Raw genomic sequence first — 15,940 nt, forward strand, 5'->3', positions numbered from 1 at the left:
AAATCGCCGCCGAGCCATCAGCCCGGCGGCGATTTTTTTCGCTTACCGCAATCGCGTGAACCGCGATTCGCGTTCGGCAACGCCTAGAAGTCGGTCGTCATCGACAGCAGGAACGTGCGCGGCGCGCCCTGCGTCAGATAACCGCCCGTCGTCGACGACCAGTACGATTTGTTCGCCACGTTCAGCACGCTGGCGCGGAACGTGGTCGGCTTGCCGAACACCACGGCGGCGTAGCGCGCGCCGAGATCGAACGTGTCCCACGTCGGAATCGACAGCGTATTCGTCGTGTTCAGATATTGCGGACCGGTATGCGTCCAGCGCGCGGTCAGCGTCAAGCCTTTGACCACCGGCACGTCGTATTCCGCGCCCAGGTTGAACATGAAGCTCGGCACACCGATCGGCCGCTTGCCGTCGGTCGCGCCGCCGGCCGTGTCGAGTTGCTGCGCGTCGATATAGGTCGCGCCGGCGATCACGCGCACACCTTTATACGGCTCGCCGAACACCGACGCTTCAATGCCGCGATGCCGCTCGGTGCCGTCCGCGACGAAGAAGCCCGCGCCGTTCGTGAAGGTCGACGGCTTTTCGATCTGGAACGCGGCCAGCGACGCGCCGTAGTTGCCGTTGTCGTATTTCGTGCCGACTTCGTACTGCTTCGAGCGTTCGGGCGGCAGCAGCGCGCCGAAGTTCAACGCGGTGGTCGGCGCCTGCGAGCCGACCGTCAATGCCTCGCTGCGGTTCGCGAAGAACGACAGGTTCTGCGTCGCCTTGACGACGAGCCCGAACAGCGGTGTCGTGATTGAATCGTTGTAGGCCTCGGTCTGCTTGCCGGTGTAGTCGAACGCGTTCGAGTGCAGCGCCTGATGACGCGCGCCGATCGTGAACAGGACGCGATCGTTCAGGAAGCCCAGCGTGTCCGACACGGCGACGCTGCGCATCAACGACAGCGCGGTGGTTTGCGGATCGGCCAGATTGCCGCCCGAACCGATCGTGACCGGCGACGGCAGTTGCGGCGTGTTGTACAGGTCGGTGTTGAACGAACCGCTGAACGTGAAGGCCGACTGCGAGTCGACGCGCACGATCGACGCGCCCGCCGTGACGAAGTGCGAAACCGGGCCGGTGTTGAAGCGTCCGCGCACGCCGGCTTCCGCGGACGTGGCGTCTTCCTGATGCGGCACGCCGAGGCGGAACGACGTCGTACCGGTGTTGCCGACGGTCGGCGACGCATAGTCGCCGTGCTCGTCGGTATGGCGCGCGCCGCCTGCCACATAGGCGGTCCAGCCCGGCAGGAAATCGTATTCGGCACGCAGGATTCCGACCGTGTCCTCGAGCGAACTGCTGCTCCAGGTTTGCGCATAGTTGTACGTCGCCGACGGCGGCGCCGGCACGAAATTGCCGCTGACGTTGACCGTCGGACGGCCGTCGTTGACGCGCTGGCGCTGATACAGGAAGTCGCCGTACAAGCGCACCTTATCGCCGCGCCAGTCGAGCGACACCGCCGTGGTGTTGTCGCGCCGGTGTTCGCCGTCGATCGAGGTTTCGCCGTCGCGGTTCGCCTGGTTCACGCGAATCCCGAACTGGTCCTGGCTGCCGAAGCGGCGGCCCACGTCGACGTGCGCGCCGAATTCACCCGAGCCGCTGGTTTCGAGCGTGACCTGGGTCAGCGGTTTGTCGTCGGCGCGTTTCAGTTGCAGGTTCAAACCGCCGCCGACCGCCGAGCCGTTCGGCGAGGCGCCGCCCAGAAACGCGTTCGCGCCTTTGAACAGATCGACGCGTTCGAGTGCGTCGGTCGCTACCAGTTGACGCGGCGTGATGCCGTAGAGGCCGTTGAGCGACACGTCGTCGCCCTGCAACGTGAAACCACGAATGATGTAGACCTGCGAGAAGTTGCCGAAGCCGTTGGCGACGCGCACGGCGGGGTCGTTGGCGAGCACGTCGCCGACGGTACGGGCCTGCTGGTCCTGGATCAGCTTCGACGTGTAGGTCGTCATGCTGAACGGCATGTCGAGGTTCTTCTGCTGGCCGAGCACGCCGAAGTCGGCGCCACGTGCCACCTGGCCGCCGCCGAAGGTCGGCGCGAGATCGCCAGGCAGCGTGTCTTTGGCCGCCTGCACCTTGACGGCGGGCAGGGTGCTGCCGGGCGCGGCGTCCTTGCCGGCCGCCTGAGGCGCTTGAGGAGATTGGGGCGCTTGCGTCGACTCGGCCGATTGAGCCGAAGCGACAGCCGGCACGCTGAACGCGACGGCGATGGCGGTAAGAATGGCGGCGCGGTGAAGCGCGTTTTTAGCAGGGGCGACCTGCGGCGTGTGCAAACGTGAAACAGACATGGATGAAGGATTGGCGTGGTCGTCGATCTTCCGTCCCGGGGCGCGCTTGGAATCCGGGCGGCATGTTTTTGGCGTTCCGGGACGAAATTCAGATGCCTTGTCGAGCATCTGTCCATGCGCGGAACTTTTGTTCCGGCGGATTATAGATCAAATGCGAATCATTTTCATTTGAAAGTAATCATTTTGCATAAATCGGCGTGCCCTCGTCGCGCCATTGCCAGCCGCCAGCCGCCACCTGCCACCCGCCACCCGCCACCTGCCACCCGCCACCCGCCACCCGCTTATCGCCCAGCCTGCTCCAGCCAGTACGCGAACGTCGCGTTCACGATCGAAGGCTGCAGCAGAAAGTCATGCGCCGCCTGAGCGAGATCGGCGCGCACCGGTTTGATCGTGCCGGCCGCCATGGCCAGCAGCGCCAGTTCGGCGGCGTTTTCCATCGACACCGCCATGTACACGCTTTCCTCGACCGACGCGCACGCGCTGAGATAACCATGATTGACGAGCAGCGCGGAGCGGCGCGCGCCCAGCGCCTCGGTGATGAGGCGGCCTTCCTCGTCGTCGATCGGCACGCCGGGCCAATCCGCGAGGAAGCCGCAGTCGTCGTGGAACATGCAGGCGTCCATGTGCGCGACCGGCAGCGGTATGCCCAGCATCGACAACGCGCTGACGTAACGCGGATGCGTGTGGACGATCGCGTGCACGTCCGGGCGATGCCGATACACCCACGCGTGAAACCGCACCGCCGGATTCGGCCGGCCAGCGCCTTCCAGCACATTGAGTTCGTCGTCGACCAGCACCATCGAGGCCGCGCAGGCATCGGCGAAATGCGTGGTGAGCGCAGGCGTCCAGTAGCCCCGATGCGCCGCGTCGCGCCAGCTGATCTGACCGGCGAGGCTCGCCATATGGCCTTTCGCGGACAGAATGCGGCAGGCGTCGGCGAGTGTGCCGAGCGGGTCGTCGGCATTGGCCGCGCCGATCCCCGTGACGGTTGCGCGTTGTTTCATGAGGTCATTCTCCTTGTGAGTTGGGCGACATCGGTGTTTGCGTTTGCACCGACGCCACGTTCTTCATCAGTCGTGTGCACAGCGCGGCTAGCGCCGCGAGCGCGCCGATATACAGCGCGATCGGCTGCAAACCGTGAAAGCGGGTCACGAGCGCGGTCGCCACGATCGGCGCCAGCCCGCCGCCAATCGCCGCGGCAAACTGAATGCCGATCGAGATACCCGAAAAGCGCACCGCGACGGGAAACTGCGCGGCAAACAGCGCCGACTGCGGACCGAACAGCAGGGGATAGTTCAGGCCGAGCGCGATCGCCACCGCCACCTGCAACGCAACGAGACTGCCGCTATCGATCCAGCGCAGCAGCGGCACGACGCACAACGCCATGAGCACCGCGCCGCCGAGGTAAAACCGCCGCACGCCGACCCGATCCGCGACGTAGCCGATCAGCGGCAAGGTCACGATCTGAATCGCCGCGCCCAACATGACGGCCTGCAACACGGCGTTGCGGCTGAAGCCCAGCCGGGTCGATGCATAGGACACCAGAAACACCGTGAGCACGTAGTAAAGGGTGACTTCGGGCAGCTTCGCGCCGATCGCCAGCAGCAACGCCTTCTTGTGGCGCGCCAGCAGTTGCCAGAGCGGCACGTCGGCGGGTTGCCGGGCGCGCGCGGCTTTTTCGAACGCAGGCGTTTCGCCCACGCTGCGCCGGACGAACGCGCCGAGCAGCACCAGCACGACGCTGGCGAGAAACGGCACACGCCAGCCCCAGCTTTGAAAGGCCGCCTCGGGCAGCCGGGTCAACAGACTGAAGGCGAGCGTCGACAGTAGCAGGCCGATCGGCGGGCCGATTTGCGGCAGGCTGCCGAACAGACCCGCGCGGCTCGCGGGCGCGTGTTCGACCGCCATCAACACGGCGCCACCCATTTCTCCGCCGAGCGCGATGCCTTGCAGAATCCGCAGCGCGACGAGCAGCACGGCGGACCCCATGCCGATCTGCGCGTAGTTCGGAATCAGGCCGATCGCGATGGTGGAAAAGCCCATCAGGAATAGCGACAGCGTCAGCATCGACTTGCGGCCGAGCCGGTCGCCGAAATGGCCGAACAGCACGGCGCCGAGGGGCCGCGCGAAAAGACCCGTGGCGAACGCGCCGAACGACGCCAGCGTCGCACTAGTAGGGTCGAGATTGGGGAAGAACTGCCGGTTGAACACCAGCGCCGCCGCGGTGCCGTACGCGATGAAATCGAAGCCTTCGATAATCGAACCGGCGGTGGCCGACAAGACGGCCTTGTAGCGGGGCGACGGCGCGCGACGCGGCGTCGTGACGGCGAGACCGTCGAGCGCGGAAAGAGGATCGTTCACGGTGGGTTCCATGCAAGAGGGGGCTGAACTCCGGTGATCGGCGCGAGGCTGCCGGACTGAAGCCAGTATTGGTCCCTTGCAGGGCGTGAGCTATGCGCCCAGAAATAACTCTGGATTAACCGGGAGTTATCGCGCTTTGGGCGCCGGCACGCAAAGCGATGTCGAGCGCGCTGTCGAAGCTGCGCGACGCACCGCGTGCGCGCCGCGACAGCGCGACCAGTCGGCGTGGCGAGATGGCGGTCAGCGCCACGCGGCGCAGGCCGCGATCCTCGACCATATCGCGCGGCAGACTGTCGGGCAGCACGGTCACGCCGTCGCCGATCGACACGAGGCGCAGACACAATTCGAGCGAATCGCATTCGATGTACGGCTGCACGCCATAGCCCAGCGCCCGCTCCACCATGCGGCGCAGCGCATAGGGCCGCGGCGGCAGAATCAGTGGCAAGCCGGCGAGATTGGCCGGCGTGTCGGCGTCGGCGGGGTGGTCGGCGCGGAGATAAAGCGCCAGCCGTTCTTCGAACAGCGGTTCGGCGACCAGCTCGGGACCGTCCACGGCGGTCTCGTAGACAAAGCCGATATCCGCTTTGCCGCGCTCCACGCTTTCCACCACGTTGGCCGAACTGTCGCAATGAATCGTCAGTAGCAGGTCAGGGTAGAGGGCGAGCAACTGTCGGCTCAACTCGGGGATGAACCACGCCACCAGCGTTTGCACGGTCGCAATGCGCAACGTGCCGCGCTGTTCGCCCGGATGACCGGCGTGCGCGAAGGTGGCGTCGAGCGAGTTGAACAGCGGCTCGAGTTTCAGAAACAGCGCCTCGCCGGCCGGCGTCAACTGCATGCCGCGGCCGTGGCGCAGAAACAGCGTCTCGTTCAGGGCTGCTTCGAGCGCGCGAATCTGTTTGCTCAGCGCGGGCTGCGTGAGGCCGAGAATCTCGGCGGCTTCGCGCAACGAATTCGCCTTGGCGACGGCAACGAACAGGCGCAGTTGATGATCCCGGCTGGCAAGCATTTTCATGGCAACAGGCGGCGATTGGAAAAAGGGGACGACAGGTATGGTACGCAGCTTGCTGGCAGCAGGTGTTTTTTCGCAAGCGGTTAGCCATGTCCCGAACCCCATCGACCTGTCAAAGGTGGAGCGCCCGCGAGATCCGGGTCTTACACGAAATGCCGCGTGTGCTGGTTGTCGACGACAACGCAGGCGCGGCCGAAGCGCTCGCCACCTATCTCTCCTACGAAGGCGTGGAAGCCCGCGCCGCCAACGGTTGCGCGGAAGCGCTGCGCTGTGTGAAAGACTGGGTGCCGGACGTCGTGGTGCTCGACATCATGATGCCGGAGCGCGACGGCTACGAGACCGCGAGCGCGCTGCGCAGCTATCTGCCTACGCACAGCCTGGGCATCGTCGCGTTCACGTCGCTCGACGAGGACCACGTTAAGGAAACCGGTAAGGCGCGCCACAATTTCGACGGTTATTGTCAAAAGGGCACGGCGCCGACGGCGTTGCTGGCATTGATGCGCAAGCTCTGGCGGGAATAGCTGCGCCGTTCAGATCGGCCGTTCAGACCGCTTCGCTGAGCGCCGCCTCATTCACCACCGCTTCTGCGGCGAGCTGCCGCAGCACCGCGTCCATCAAACCGGGGAACCGGGCGTCCAGTTCCGCGCGCCGCAGCGAATTCTGATGCACGGTGCCGGCCACGCGCGTGCGCACGAGCCCCGACTCCCGCAGGATCCGAAAGTGATGGGACACGGTCGACTTCGGCCTGCCGCCGTCGAGATCGCCGCACGTGGCCTCGTCGACCGACGCCAGCCGCCGCACGATCTCGAGCCGCACCGGATCGCTCAACGCATGAAAGAGCCGCCCGAGCGTGAAGTCCTCAGCGGCAGGATGTTTATAAGTACGCATCCTGCAGATCATAAACGTTTCTGAGATACTTCGTTATTCGATGTTTATCGAACTAACGTACAAGGCTATCCCAGAAGGAGTTGAACCGAATGTCCGCATTGTTCCAGCCGTACCAGCTCAAGGACGTGTCCTTGCGCAACCGTATCGCCATTCCGCCGATGTGCCAGTACACCGCCGAAGACGGTCTGATCAACGACTGGCACCGCGTGCACCTCGCCGGTCTGGCGCGCGGCGGCGCGGGGCTGGTGATCGTCGAGGCCACGGCGGTGTCGCCGGAAGGCCGCATCACGCCGGGCTGCGCCGGCATCTGGAACGACGAGCAGGCCCAGGCGTTCGCGCCGGTGGTCGCGTCGATCAAGGCGTCGGGCGCGGTGCCGGGTATCCAGATCGCGCATGCGGGCCGCAAGGCCAGCGCCAACCGTCCGTGGGAGGGCGACGACCATATCGCTGAAAACGATCCGCGCGGCTGGCAGACCATTGCGCCGTCGGCGATCGCGTTCGGCGGCGGTTTGCGAAAGGTGCCGGAAGCCATGACGCTCGACGACATCGCGCGGGTTCGCGAAGACTTCGTCGCCGCCGCGAAACGCGCGCTCGACGCGGGCTTCGAATGGCTCGAACTGCACTTCGCGCACGGCTATCTCGGCCAGAGCTTCTTCTCGACGCACTCCAACCAGCGCGACGACGCGTATGGCGGCAGCCTCGACAACCGCAGCCGCTTCATGCTCGAAACGCTGGCGGCGGTGCGCAAGGTGTGGCCGGAACATCTACCGTTGACGGCGCGTTTCGGCGTGATCGAGTACGACGGTCGCGACGAGGAAACGCTCGCGGAATCGATCGAACTGGCAAAAAACTTCAAGCGCGAAGGGCTGGACATGCTGAGCGTGAGCGTCGGATTTTCGACGCCGACGGCGGCAATTCCGTGGGCGCCGGCCTTCCTCGCACCGATCGCCGAACGTGTTCGGCGTGAAGCGGATATTCCGGTGTCGTCGGCATGGGGCATCGATACGCCTGAACTGGCGAACCGTTCGGTGGAAAACGGGCAGCTCGACCTGGTGATGGTCGGCCGCGCGCATCTGGCCGATCCGCACTGGCCGTATCACGCGGCGAAGAAGCTGGGGATCGAGCGTCCGTCGTGGACATTGCCGGCGCCGTACGCGCATTGGCTCGAGCGTTACAAGGTGGCGTAAGGCGCAAGCGCGCCATCGGCTCGTAGTGGGCGACTGCATTGGCTGCCAGTGTGCGCCGCTGGTTCGGGATGGACTCATCCGGGCCAGCGGCGCATTTTTTTCATCAGGTCCCCATGCACGTTCCCGGCGTCGCTCGACGCTGATTCTGCGTCCGGCTCCGCGCCCTCTACGCTAAACGGACTGCAGCGCCCGCAGCATTTCATGTCCAAGCGCCCGCCCGCTCAACCACGCGCCTTCGACGCGTCCGCCATTGAGCCAGTCGCCGCATAACCCCAAGCCATCCACCTCGCGCCACACGTAGCCCGGCGCGGGATCGCCGTCGGGCGCCACATCCGCGTAAGGCCAGCGATGCGCGGTCCACGCGACGGGCGTGCGTCCGCCGCATTGTTCGAAGGCCGCCAGCATGGCCGCCGCGACCTGCTCCGGCGGCGTGTCGAGATGCGCCTCGCTCCACTCCGCGCGCGCATGCAACAGCCAGGTTTCGGGACCGCCGCGGCCGGGTTTGCTGCTGTCGTGCGCCATCCAGCGTAGCGGGCCGTGATTGACGAAGGCGGCGTCGAAGGCCAGCGGCAACGGCGCGTCGAAACGCAGCATCAGCGCCCAGCACGCCCGCATCACCGTGCTGCGGGCCATCGCCGCGAGTTCGGGCGCGGGCGCATGCAGCAGCGGCGCGACTTGCGGCGCCGGCATGGCCAGCACGACGGCGTCGAAACGATCGTCGATCGCGCCGTGTTCGGCCGACCACAAACGCCAGCCGCGCGGCTCGCACAGCACTTTTTCGATGGTGCAATCGGTGGTGAGCGGCAGCGTCTCGGCCAGCAGCCGCGCCGGTGCGCTCATTCGCGGCGTGCCGACGAAGCGCTCGATCTGCGTGGTGTGCGCGGTCGAGTTCGGCGCGTCCAGCACGGCGAGGCGCGCCGGCCACGCCGCCGCGGCACCGGCCTTTTGCCAGCGCGCGACTTCGGCGCGAAACGCGCGGTCGCGGGCGGTGAAGTATTGCGCGCCGTGGTCGCATTGCCAGTCGCCGTCGCGCCGCGCGCTCATGCGCCCGGCCGGACCGCGGCTGCGGTCGAACAGACGCAGCCGGCAGCCGGCGGCGCGCAGCGTCGTGGCGCATGACAGACCGGCAATGCCGGCGCCGACAACCGCGATATGGGGGCGGGAATCAGAAATGTTCACGATGCGGCCTGCGTGGCTGAGTGGACGGTCCGGTGTCGGCGGACGGCGACGGGGCGCGCCCAGACCCCCGGAACGGCGGGCACGGCGCGGCGATTCGAGGCGGGGCAGGGGATTGAAAAAAGCATAGCGCATCAAAAAAGGCGTTTCAAACGAAGGAATTGAGTCAATAAATCGTTTCGATGTAGCGCGAATTGGCCTATGCTTGAAACGAGGATGACCCACAAGGAGTTTCATGGTGACTACGTCTGACGAGCAATCTCCAATTCAACAGGGTTACAAGAGCGGCGAAGCGGCGCGTCTGGCCAAAATGCCGGTCACGACGCTGCGGATCTGGGAGCGCCGCTATGGCGTGATCGGTCCGGCCAAGACCGCGTCGGGACAGCGGCTCTACACCGAAGACGACGTTCGGCGCCTCACTTTGATCAAGATGCTGGTGAGCCGTGGTCACGCGATCGGCGCGATTGCGCGGCTCGATCGCGAGCAGTTGCAGTTTCTGGCCTCCCGCAATGCGCGCGAGGGCGACGGGCCACCGGACTTCGGCGTCGCCGACACCGTCGACATCAAGCTTGGGCTGGTAGGCAGCAATCTCGCGCAGCGCCTGGAAGGTTCTGGCGTGGATGTGCGGCGTTATGGCGTGAACACACTGTGCACGTTTGCCGACCTTGCCGAGGCCTCGGAGCAGGGCATCGCGAAAGGCGCGTCGATCGACGCATTGCTCGTCAATGTTGACTCGCTTCAGGAAGACGTCGCGGCGCAAGTGATCGCGTTGGGCGACGCGCACCAGGCCAAAGCGATGGCGGTCGTCTACGGTTTCGGCACCGGGCCGGCCGCCGAGTTATTGCGCGTGGCCGGCGTGCGCCTGTATCGCGAGGCCGACGGCATAACGGAATTTCGCCAGATGCTGGGCGACCTTTGCGAGCGCGTGCGGATTCAGGAGCGTACCGGCGACGACGCCGTCTGGTCGCGGGTGCGGCGTCGTTACGACGATCGCGAACTGGAGGCGATCGCGGCCCGCTCGTCGACGATTGCGTGCGAGTGTCCGCGTCATCTGGCGGAACTGGTCATGAAGCTGTCGGCGTTCGAACGCTACAGCGACACCTGCTCGTCGCGCTCGGCGCAGGACGCCGCGTTGCATCGCTATCTGGGCGACGTCAGCAATCGGGCGTGCGCGATGATCGAGGCCGCGCTCGAACGGGTCGCGCGGGAAGAGGGCTGGTTTGCGGCGCCCCCGCAGCCGCCGCGGCAACCGTCGTTGCCGCAAGCCGCTACGGAGTAACCGGCACGCACGTTCCGAAGGAGGTGGAATGTCACAGCATGCTTCGACGGCGGTGAGTCTCTACGCGCCCGCACCGGATGACAGGAGCGTGTATCTCGCCGCACTCCTCAAACGCATTGCCAGGCGCGACGCGGCGGCGTTCGAGGCGCTGTACCGGCTGTCGGCGCCGTCGCTGTTCGGGCTGGCGGTGCGCGTGACCCGCACCAGCGAATCCGCGGAAGAAGTGGTGCAGGACGGCTTCATCAAGATCTGGCGCTTCGCCGGTTCGTACGATCCGGACAAGGCGTCGCCGTCTACGTGGATGTCGACCATCGTCAAGAATCAGGCGCTCGATTATCTGCGGCGCAATCCGTATGCGGGCGTGTACGTCGACGAACTCGACGAACGCCATGCAACCGGCGACGGCGATCTTTCGCAGCAGGTCGCGCTGGACGCCGAACGGCTGTCGGTCTACCTCGGTCGCTTGACGCCGGGACAGCGGCAGGCAATCGCGCTCGCTTATTTTCGCGGGCAATCGCAATCGGAAATTGCTCACACGCTGGACGCGCCGATCGGCACCGTCAAAAGCTGGATCAGCCGCGGATTGGAATCGCTGCGGAACATGGCCGATCCGCGTCATGCACCGCCTCGGGGCGGCTTCTATTGAAATATCGCCGGCACGAAGGGCCGGCGACCAGGCAAGTTTTGAACGTTCCAGTTCGACCTTGAACAGTCAATCAATCGCGATGCCGCAAGCCGCCGTTCATGGCGCGAATGAAGCGGGTACGTTTTTGCTGGCTGCACGACGGATGCCGCATCACTTACCACGGCATGTCAGATCGGTCCTCTCCTACTCCGAGTCCGAAAACTCTCTGCACCGCTTCTATTCTCGAACTTACGTCGAGCTTTTCGAAGATGTTTTTCAGGTGCCATTTGACCGTCTCAGGTGCCAGTTTCAGCAACCGGCCGATTTCCTTGTTCGAAAGGCCACGGGCAACGTACCTGAGTACCTCGAACTCTCTCGCGCTAAGAACGTCCGGTGACATCGGCACGGCCTCGACATGCACGGGCGATGCGGCCGGTGAATTGCCGAGGGCGTCAAAAGCAATCAGCAGCCTGTCGACATACGCAGTTTCCGCCGTGGAAACATGCGCGGAAGCGAGGCGAAATCGCTGTAGTAACGCGCGCACGGGTGGCCCTTCATCCACAAAGCTATTAATCATGCCACTCTGCCTTCCGAGACGCAGCGCTCGCTCGAGCGCGCCGAGCGCCTTGTCGGGCGCTCCGCATTGCGCAAGCGCACACGAGGACAGCAAGGAAGCCAAAACCTCCGAATAGCGCCTACCCGTGGCGGCCAGAGTATCGAGCAAAGGGCTGAGCAGCATGACGGCTTCATCTGCACGATCTCCGGCAATCAGTACGCGCGCCCGCAGGAGACAGTAGCTTGTCCAGGTGTCGACCGCGCACCCCGTCCGCCCTTCGCACATCGCTGGCACGCTCTTGCTTAGTTCATCGGCGATCTGCCTGGCTTCGTCAACGTTGCCCTCTACAAGGAGCAATCTGACCGTTTCGGCATCCAGCGCCAACTTCAGACGTAGCCAGCGGCGGGTTACCGCGGCCTGTCGACCGTCTTCAAGAATAGCCAGCGCCGAACCCATTTCCCCGTCGCGCCACAGCAAGCGTGCCGCGCAGAGGATGTGGCGCATCAAACCCGTTAGCGGCGAGGTATCCAACGCAATGGTCGTGCGGCCCGCGATCATCTTCCGGGCTTCAGGCAGTTCGTTGAACTCGTAGTGGATCGCAGCAAGGCAACTGGCCGCCCACGTTGCGCAGGACGACGAGTGGCCCCAGGCTTTTTCGATGCGATAAAACATCGCCTCAAAAATTCGCCTTGATTCAGACAGCTCGCCATGCACAAAGGCAGCAACGCCGAACGACGAGCGTCGAAACATATCCGAGTAGTCAGGCTCCTCATCTTGTTCGACCCGCTCGCCGACGGCGTCGCGTATTTCACCTATCTGGTCGAACCAGCCCCCATGCATCAGGCCGAAAAGCTGTGCGTATTGCGCGCAGCGTTGCACCCACGGCGCCGTCGGCGCCATCGAGGCTAGCGCCGCACTGCCTAGTTCGAGCGCCCGCTCGCTTTCCTCCGCCATGGTGGCAATCAATGCGCTGACCGCGTTGATCTCGGCCAATGCGGCTTCCTCGGCCATGGTGCTCTCTTTGCGACGCCGCCGGAAAAACTCGTCGGTAACGGCGGCAACTTCCTTCGAGGCGGCGTCCGGTTGAATCGAGAACACGAGCGCCCATGCTTTCGTAAGACGCAAACGAAGCCGTCCCTGAATGACATCCGGCGGCAGTTTTCCGATCCACCCTAGCAACATGTTCAACTCACCGCGCTCGAGCATTTCCGTCGCACAGTTCTCAACCCACTGTGCAGCCTGTTCGAGTTCGCCCGCAGCCAGGGCATGTCTGACTGCCTCGGGCCAAAGACCTGCTCCTGCAAACCATTGGGAGGCACGACGATGTAGCAACGGGACCTGTTGCGGCATCTGGCGGAGAAGGCGTCGGCGAAGCGCGTCGGACAGGAGCGCGTGATAGCGGTACCACTGCAGCGTTCCATCCAGCGGCCGGATGAACACGCTATGCCGCTCGAGCCAGTCGAGCTTGCTCCCGCTTCCGCTTCCTTCGCCTATGATGGCATCGCACAACGCAGGGGCGAGTCGTTCAAGAATCGACGTGTACAGCAGAAACTTCAGCATGGGGGGTGGCAGACGCGCAAGCACGGTATCGTTCAGGTACGAATCGATTCCGGAGGTGGCGCCGACCAGATTGCCAGCGACCTTGGCCGCATCGCCCCCATCGCGCAGCGCGAGAGAAGCCAGTTGCAAGCCGGCGACCCATCCTTCCGTTGCGTCGTTCAGCAATTCGACGCTGGTCCGGTCAAGCGGCACAGTGCCTGTCCGTTCAAAAAACGCCTGCGCGTCGGCATTCGAAAAGCGCAGATCGTCGACATTAATACGTACTATTTCCTCTGGCGCTCGAAACTGGCCGACCATCAACGCAGGGCCACCTCGTGCCCCGAGCACGATATGCATGTTCCGAGGGGCGTAGCGAAGCAAACGTGACGTAAGCGCAAGAACGGGTTTTGCGGTGAGACGATCGGCGTCATCCAGCATGAGGAAAACGCGCCGGCCAGATGCCGCGATCCCATTCAGGAGCAATGAAATGACCGTTCTGATAGGAGTCAGCGGATCGTTATTAAGCATCTGCTGCGCTTGCGAGGCAATTTCCGCCGAAGCCCTGGAGAATGCGGCCACCAGGTAGGCGCAGAACTGCTGCGGATCGTCATCTTCTTCGTCGAGACTGAGCCATGCGACAAGATGCTTTTGCTGCGACAGCGCTTCACTCCATTCCGCCAGCAAGGTCGTCTTACCGAACCCCGCGGGGGCCGTTACGACAGTGATGCTACGAACCGGCTGATTACGTAACCACTCAAGAAACACGGGTCGTTGCACACAGCCAGCCTGCAGAGGGGGCGGCAGCATCTTGGTCTGAATCAGCGACACGCTCCATTGGCGATCGGCACTGTCTGACGATGCATGCATCATTGCCCTCTTCTGGAACCCCGACCCCGGCGATCATAGCGCGTAATTTAACATTTGCTATCGCTATTGCCATGACGCGTCGCTCACCTTTCCGCCCGGGTAAGAGCGGGACCAGATACGGTCGGTCCCGCGCCAGGAATGCTGCCGTAAGTATTAGCGAGCCAACGGACTGCGGAGCATCGCAGCCAGGATATAGCCGGCAATTCGCGGATTCTCCTTGATTCGCCTGGTGCTGTAGCCGTACCAGTCATGACCGTACGGCACATAGACGCGAACGTTAAATCCTTGCGCAAGCAAAGCATCGCGCAGCGGCTCGCACACCCCCAACAACATCTGGAACTCGAATCGTGACCTGTCAATCCGCTCGCGTTCCAGCCAATCTGTCAGCGTATCGATCAAATCCGCGTCGTGCGTTGCAATGCCCACGAACGATCCCGCTTCTATTGCGCTTGTAACGTGCCGAACGAAGTGCGCATTGATCGCGGCCCGATCCTTCGATGCACCGTTGACGAGATGCTCGTTTGCCTCTGCATATATTCCCTTGCAAATGCGCATGCGGCTCTTGCGTGCCTGCAATGGAACGATGTCGTCGTTCGTGCGAACCAGATACGATTGCAGTGCGATTCCGACGGGATATCCGTCGGCTTCCAGCTTCAAAAAAGCGTCGAGCGTTTTCTGGGTGCAACTGATGTTTTCCATATCGATGCATGCGCTGATTCCTTGCAATGCCGCCGCTCGCAGAATCATCGAGACTCGCGTCACGCATGCGCTTTCATCGAGATGCAGCCCCAAAGCGGTGAGTTTTATAGACAGCTCCGTGGGCTCGTTTTCCACACCGAGCTCCTGGACGAGATTGAGATAATCGCGAGCCATCGACTCTGCCTGATCCGACGACGATGCAGTCTCGCCCAGCACATCGACGGTTGTTCGGAAGCCTGCTGCGTGGAGTACGTCGATGCGCGCGCGGGCATCGAAGAGGGTTTCGCCGGCAATGTAGCGACGGGAGATCTTACGGATCAGCGAACGGGGAACCAGCGGGATGGCGCGAGCCGCCATCGTATTGAGAATACGCATGTTGTGGTCTCTTGAATACGCAGTCGCGCGAATCTGGACGTGATAGGTCGATTCGAGCGACATCGCCGGAACTGTTATTGACAACAGTTCCGGGACGAATGCCGGCGCGGACGCAATCACTGCGTCTACCCAGGCTTTCAGTACGTTTTCGAGGGAGGCCAGGCAGCTGCGTACATTGTTCGAGCGAAGTCTTTTGCAGTTAACTATGGGGTGAGTCAATGCCCGATTGCTTCATGTCATTCAGGCGTTGGGAATCGTAGCATGAACGCACAGACGGTTGATGAGCCGATGCACGCTGCGCTGAACAAGCCTTGAGTCGATGGCCGGGCGTTGTGCATCCAGTGTGGCGTCTCGCGCGTAATCATGGGATGAGCCGCGCGGCGGCTCCAAAACGCGCCCTCTCGCGGAGCCGCACCGCCAGGCCATCGCTCTCAACGGACCCATCGCATGCAATCGATGAAAAATTCGCTCGCTGGTCTCTTCGCGCGAGGCGGCAGCGGCTCGGTCGCCGGACTCTACTTCGTGGTCTGTCAGGCCGGCTGGTTCGTCTGCGTGTTGAGCGCCGCGCATGGCGCCGGCTGGCTCGGGATGGGGTTCGCGGCATGCGCCGTCGTCTGGCACCTGACGCGCGTGCCTGAGCCCCGGCGTGAAGCGCGGCTGCTGATGGTGACGGTGGGCGTCGGCATGATCTGGGAGAGCGTGCTGGTGTACGCGGGCCTGCTGGTCTATCCGAGCGGCACGACGATCGAAGGTTGCGCGCCCTACTGGATGAGCGCGCTATGGGCGCTGTTCGCGATCCAGTTCAACGTGGTGTTCGCGTGGTTGCGCACGCGGCCGATGCTGGCCGCTGTACTTGGCGCAATCGCCGGGCCGCTGTCGTTTCGAGCCGGCGCCGCGTTGGGCGCGGTGCATTTCAACCGGCCGTACGCGGCGTGGATCGCGCTCGCGATCGGTTGGGCCGTGCTGTTGCCCGCGCTGCTGCAGCTTGCAAAACGCTGGGACGGCGTGCATCGCGAAACTTAAGCGCATTTACTGCATCCGCCGCATGCCGG

The 15,940-nt window shown here is 63.9% G+C and carries 13 protein-coding genes; 5 read left to right on the forward strand and 8 right to left on the reverse strand.

Annotated elements, in window-relative coordinates:
• Positions 1-83: 83 nt before the first annotated feature.
• The 4 genes from B0G83_RS02390 to B0G83_RS02405 all read right to left on the reverse strand — a co-directional run bounded on the left by B0G83_RS02390 (position 84) and on the right by B0G83_RS02405 (position 5,700).
• Positions 84-2,324: a TonB-dependent siderophore receptor gene (locus B0G83_RS02390; RefSeq protein ID WP_105505815.1), complete on the reverse strand. Its 2,241-nt coding sequence runs from the start codon at positions 2,322-2,324 to the stop codon at positions 84-86.
• Between the two features lie 281 nt (positions 2,325-2,605).
• Positions 2,606-3,328 carry an aldolase gene (locus tag B0G83_RS02395; protein ID WP_105505816.1) on the reverse strand — a complete coding sequence of 241 codons (723 nt, stop codon included), beginning with the start codon at positions 3,326-3,328 and terminating at the stop codon, positions 2,606-2,608.
• Between the two features lie 4 nt (positions 3,329-3,332).
• The gene (locus B0G83_RS02400; protein WP_181156665.1) at positions 3,333-4,685 is read right to left on the reverse strand and encodes an MFS transporter; all 1,353 of its coding nucleotides are present in this window, start codon (positions 4,683-4,685) and stop codon (positions 3,333-3,335) included.
• Between the two features lie 115 nt (positions 4,686-4,800).
• Positions 4,801-5,700 (reverse strand): LysR family transcriptional regulator, encoded by a 900-nt coding sequence (locus tag B0G83_RS02405; protein WP_181156666.1) that lies wholly within the window; start codon positions 5,698-5,700, stop codon positions 4,801-4,803.
• An 86-nt stretch (positions 5,701-5,786) separates the two neighbouring features.
• On the opposite strand from B0G83_RS02405, the gene B0G83_RS02410 reads away from it, so the two are divergent.
• Entirely contained in the window at positions 5,787-6,218 is a 432-nt protein-coding gene (locus B0G83_RS02410; RefSeq protein ID WP_179712016.1) for a response regulator, read from the forward strand.
• 22 nt (positions 6,219-6,240) lie between these two features.
• Here B0G83_RS02410 and B0G83_RS02415 read toward each other — a convergent pair whose 3' ends face one another.
• A complete protein-coding gene (locus B0G83_RS02415) occupies positions 6,241-6,585 on the reverse strand; it encodes a helix-turn-helix transcriptional regulator (protein WP_105506549.1) in 345 nt (114 codons plus the stop codon).
• Between the two features lie 89 nt (positions 6,586-6,674).
• On the opposite strand from B0G83_RS02415, the gene B0G83_RS02420 reads away from it, so the two are divergent.
• Complete coding sequence (locus B0G83_RS02420; protein ID WP_105505819.1) at positions 6,675-7,772, forward strand: NADH:flavin oxidoreductase/NADH oxidase; 1,098 nt, start codon at positions 6,675-6,677, stop codon at positions 7,770-7,772.
• 171 nt (positions 7,773-7,943) lie between these two features.
• Here B0G83_RS02420 and B0G83_RS02425 read toward each other — a convergent pair whose 3' ends face one another.
• On the reverse strand, positions 7,944-8,951 hold the full coding sequence (locus B0G83_RS02425; RefSeq protein ID WP_308701381.1) for an FAD-dependent oxidoreductase: 1,008 nt from the start codon (positions 8,949-8,951) through the stop codon (positions 7,944-7,946).
• A 232-nt stretch (positions 8,952-9,183) separates the two neighbouring features.
• Between B0G83_RS02425 and B0G83_RS02430 the strand changes: the two genes are divergently transcribed.
• The gene (locus B0G83_RS02430) at positions 9,184-10,227 is read left to right on the forward strand and encodes a MerR family transcriptional regulator (protein WP_105505821.1); all 1,044 of its coding nucleotides are present in this window, start codon (positions 9,184-9,186) and stop codon (positions 10,225-10,227) included.
• Between the two features lie 28 nt (positions 10,228-10,255).
• The gene (locus B0G83_RS02435; protein ID WP_105505822.1) at positions 10,256-10,873 is read left to right on the forward strand and encodes an RNA polymerase sigma factor; all 618 of its coding nucleotides are present in this window, start codon (positions 10,256-10,258) and stop codon (positions 10,871-10,873) included.
• A gap of 154 nt (positions 10,874-11,027) precedes the next feature.
• Here the strand turns inward: B0G83_RS02435 and B0G83_RS02440 are convergent, their stop codons facing one another.
• Positions 11,028-13,817 (reverse strand): LuxR C-terminal-related transcriptional regulator, encoded by a 2,790-nt coding sequence (locus B0G83_RS02440; protein WP_258167652.1) that lies wholly within the window; start codon positions 13,815-13,817, stop codon positions 11,028-11,030.
• Positions 13,818-13,967: 150 nt separating this feature from the next.
• Positions 13,968-14,888: a proline dehydrogenase family protein gene (locus B0G83_RS02445; protein WP_105506551.1), complete on the reverse strand. Its 921-nt coding sequence runs from the start codon at positions 14,886-14,888 to the stop codon at positions 13,968-13,970.
• Between the two features lie 447 nt (positions 14,889-15,335).
• Between B0G83_RS02445 and B0G83_RS02450 the strand changes: the two genes are divergently transcribed.
• Entirely contained in the window at positions 15,336-15,911 is a 576-nt protein-coding gene (locus B0G83_RS02450) for a DUF2878 domain-containing protein (RefSeq protein ID WP_258167653.1), read from the forward strand.
• The last annotated feature ends 29 nt before the right edge of the window (positions 15,912-15,940 follow it).

Source organism: Paraburkholderia sp. BL21I4N1, from assembly GCF_002973525.1.
Classification (GTDB): Bacteria; Pseudomonadota; Gammaproteobacteria; order Burkholderiales; family Burkholderiaceae; genus Paraburkholderia.

Coding starts and splice junctions, on each gene's coding strand:
- B0G83_RS02390 (WP_105505815.1), bottom strand. CDS start 2,324: ATGTCTGTTTCACGTTTGCACACGCCGCAGGTCGCCCCTGCTAAAAAC.
- B0G83_RS02395 (WP_105505816.1), bottom strand. CDS start 3,328: ATGAAACAACGCGCAACCGTCACGGGGATCGGCGCGGCCAATGCCGAC.
- B0G83_RS02405 (WP_181156666.1), bottom strand. CDS start 5,700: ATGAAAATGCTTGCCAGCCGGGATCATCAACTGCGCCTGTTCGTTGCC.
- B0G83_RS02410 (WP_179712016.1), top strand. CDS start 5,787: ATGTCCCGAACCCCATCGACCTGTCAAAGGTGGAGCGCCCGCGAGATC.
- B0G83_RS02415 (WP_105506549.1), bottom strand. CDS start 6,585: ATGCGTACTTATAAACATCCTGCCGCTGAGGACTTCACGCTCGGGCGG.
- B0G83_RS02420 (WP_105505819.1), top strand. CDS start 6,675: ATGTCCGCATTGTTCCAGCCGTACCAGCTCAAGGACGTGTCCTTGCGC.
- B0G83_RS02430 (WP_105505821.1), top strand. CDS start 9,184: ATGGTGACTACGTCTGACGAGCAATCTCCAATTCAACAGGGTTACAAG.
- B0G83_RS02435 (WP_105505822.1), top strand. CDS start 10,256: ATGTCACAGCATGCTTCGACGGCGGTGAGTCTCTACGCGCCCGCACCG.
- B0G83_RS02440 (WP_258167652.1), bottom strand. CDS start 13,817: ATGATGCATGCATCGTCAGACAGTGCCGATCGCCAATGGAGCGTGTCG.
- B0G83_RS02445 (WP_105506551.1), bottom strand. CDS start 14,888: ATGCGTATTCTCAATACGATGGCGGCTCGCGCCATCCCGCTGGTTCCC.
- B0G83_RS02450 (WP_258167653.1), top strand. CDS start 15,336: ATGCAATCGATGAAAAATTCGCTCGCTGGTCTCTTCGCGCGAGGCGGC.